Here is a 2606-nt window from a genome sequence, read left to right as displayed (position 1 = left end):
GGATGTATAAGCGTGGTCCCTAAGGTGAGTAGCGTGCCGTTTCTAAAAAATTTTCTTCTGTTCATGTTGTGATTCCTAGTTTTTAAAAAATCAGTTGACGTGTTTTTACCCCTGTAAAAAGCAACTTCATACGCTGTAATAGTATGGAATAAAAAGCTGCATATACCCTATTTAACATTCGTTTATGGCTAACAGGGCTAGGCAAAAATGGATAAGCAATTTACTAATATAGCGTATAGGATTAACTGACAAATATCATGCTATTTTTTTAGGGAAAGTTTTAAAGGGGGGAGACGGGAGACGGGAGACGGATGGGGGTCGAAAGTCGAAAGTTGGAAGGAGAGTATTGAGTATTGAGATTTGAGATGTTAGATTTCAGAAGTAAATAGATCGTAAAAACTGCGAACAGCGAATGGCGATTCAATACCAAAGGGTCAGTTCGAGTGATTTTCGAAAGCCCCGAATGCTCTGGGGTATCGAGAACCAGATGGAAGTAGTCAGTAGACAGTATGTAGTATTTAGTATTGAGTAGTGAGTTTCAGGTTGAAGGGAAACGGGTGCCCGATGAGTGTTGGAAGGTGTACCATTTAAATTCCAAAATCTAAAATCTAAAATCGAATGTTGGTTGTTAGTTGATAGTTGAAAGTTGAGGGAGATGGAGGTCAGTAATCAATTGTCAGTTCGAGTGGTTTTCAAAAGCCCCGAATGCTCGGGAGTATCGAGAACCAGAATGAAGTAGTCAGTGGTCAGTAGTCAGTGGTGAGTATTGAGTAATGAGTAATGAGTAATGAGATTTAAGATGTTAGTTCTAAAATCTAAAGTCGTAAGTCTAAAATCAATTCCTTTCTTTATTCCTTGGGATATTGTTCTAGGAGTTCAATAAATAGGCCGAGGTCGTTTTGGGTGTCCATATAACTATATTCACCCCCGTTCCAGCCTCCTTTTTGGGCTTCTTCGTAGCCTTTTTCCTTAAAGAGGTCTACATAGGTTTCCCCCAATCCCTGTACATGAAAAGCGGCATGGTGAACCACAGCCCCATTTTTCGCGAGTATTTCCTTCCAATGGCTATTGGCATCGCCATAAGGTTCTATGAGTTCCACCTGTATATTTTCAAGGGTGATGAACGCTAATTTTGCCTTTGCATCGGAAAGCACGCCCCTAAAATGGGTGGGATTGTCCTCATGGCCCACAGCATTCGTGATTTCAGGTCTGTTTTCGAGTCCAAGTACGTCTAGCCATGCATCCAAGGCATGTTCAATATTGGGCACTACGATGCCGATATGCGCCATTTTGGTATTCGGTAAAATTCCAGGTACAGGAGTAGTAGCCTTGTCAGCGATAAAGGCCATAAGTCCTAAACAGGCCAATACCAAGAGTATGTTCGTTTTCTTCATTTTGTTATTTCTTACTAGGACATTACGTCCAATTCGTTTTGTGTATCTATTCAAAAGGGTTACCACTGTGTATGGGCTATATTTTGCACGACATGTTTGTCATAAATCTGTTTGATCTTCGCCATGATCTCAGGGGCGAACTCCGGTAGATCGGCGGCATGGAGGTTTGCCAGCATCTGATCGGGTCGGGAGGCCCCAGGGATGACACAGCTTATCTCGGGGAACATAAGGATCCACTTTAACGCCATGGCCGAAAGGTTGGCCTTTACATGAAAGAGGGCCTTGAGTTCTTCAACCGCTTCCAGACCGATCTGGTAATCAAGGCCACCGAATGCCTCGTTATTACTGAACTCCTTCTTGTCTTTAATGGGGGCGCGATGGTCGTCTTTTCCGAAAGCGGTATCCGTATGGAATTTTCCGGTCAAGAGGCCACTGGCCAAGGGTACGCGTGCCAAAATACCGACATTCTTGGCTTTGGCGGTGGCAAAAAACTTTTCTGAGGGCAGTTGCCGTAGCATATTGAATATGATCTGTACGGTGGTCACATTTTCGTACTCCATGGCCCGTATGGCCTGGTCCACCGTTTTGACACTGACCCCAAGGTTTAGGATTTTGCCTTCTTTCTTCAGGTCATCAAAGAGGCCAAAGATCTCGAGACGCTCATAGGTTTCTTGAGGGATACAATGCAATTGGATGAGGTCTAAGGTCTCCAAACCCATATTCTTTAAGCTGTCCTCAACATGTTTACGCAATACCTTGGGGGTGTAGCCTGCATCGGTATGTGGCGAAATACGTCGCCCGCATTTGGTGGCCACATAAATGCGTTCGCTATGCGATCGTACAAAGCGCCCCACGGCCTTTTCACTTTCCCCATCGCTATACACATCGGCCGTATCAATGAAATTCACCCCATGGTCGACGGCGGTATGCAAGATGGCATCGGCATTCGCATGACTGAAAGGAGTGCCCCATTTGCCGCCCACTTGCCAGGTGCCTGCGCCGATTTCGGCAATCTTAAATCCGGTTTTTCCGAGGGTACGTTTTTTCATGGTATTACAATTTAGGAATTTTATATAAAGGGATATTGCAAGATAAACGTAAAATCCGCCGCGGAAGCTGATAAAAATCATGGAATGTTTACTTGTTGAGTGTTGGTTGGTGGGTGACGGAAGACAGAAGTCAGATGTGAGTATTGAGAAGTGAGTATTGAGA

The 2606-nt window shown here is 44.2% G+C and carries 2 protein-coding genes; both read right to left on the bottom strand.

Annotation, left to right across the window (positions count from 1 at the left end):
- Positions 1–848: 848 nt before the first annotated feature.
- Positions 849–1394, bottom strand: coding sequence for a VOC family protein (locus WBM98_RS18850; protein WP_424367563.1), 546 nt, complete (start codon positions 1392–1394; stop codon positions 849–851).
- Positions 1395–1453: 59 nt separating this feature from the next.
- A complete protein-coding gene (locus tag WBM98_RS18845) occupies positions 1454–2443 on the bottom strand; it encodes an aldo/keto reductase (protein ID WP_424367562.1) in 990 nt (329 codons plus the stop codon).
- Positions 2444–2606 lie beyond the last annotated feature (163 nt).

Origin of the sequence: Maribacter sp. (assembly GCF_049667165.1) — a bacterium.
Taxonomy (GTDB): Bacteria; Bacteroidota; Bacteroidia; order Flavobacteriales; family Flavobacteriaceae; genus Maribacter_A.
This window is presented reverse-complemented; position numbering and strand designations above follow the sequence as displayed.

Bases quoted from the DNA above. Each gene is read 5' to 3' on its own strand.
- WBM98_RS18850 (WP_424367563.1), bottom strand. From the start codon at position 1,394: ATGAAGAAAACGAACATACTCTTGGTATTGGCCTGTTTAGGACTTATG.
- WBM98_RS18845 (WP_424367562.1), bottom strand. From the start codon at position 2,443: ATGAAAAAACGTACCCTCGGAAAAACCGGATTTAAGATTGCCGAAATC.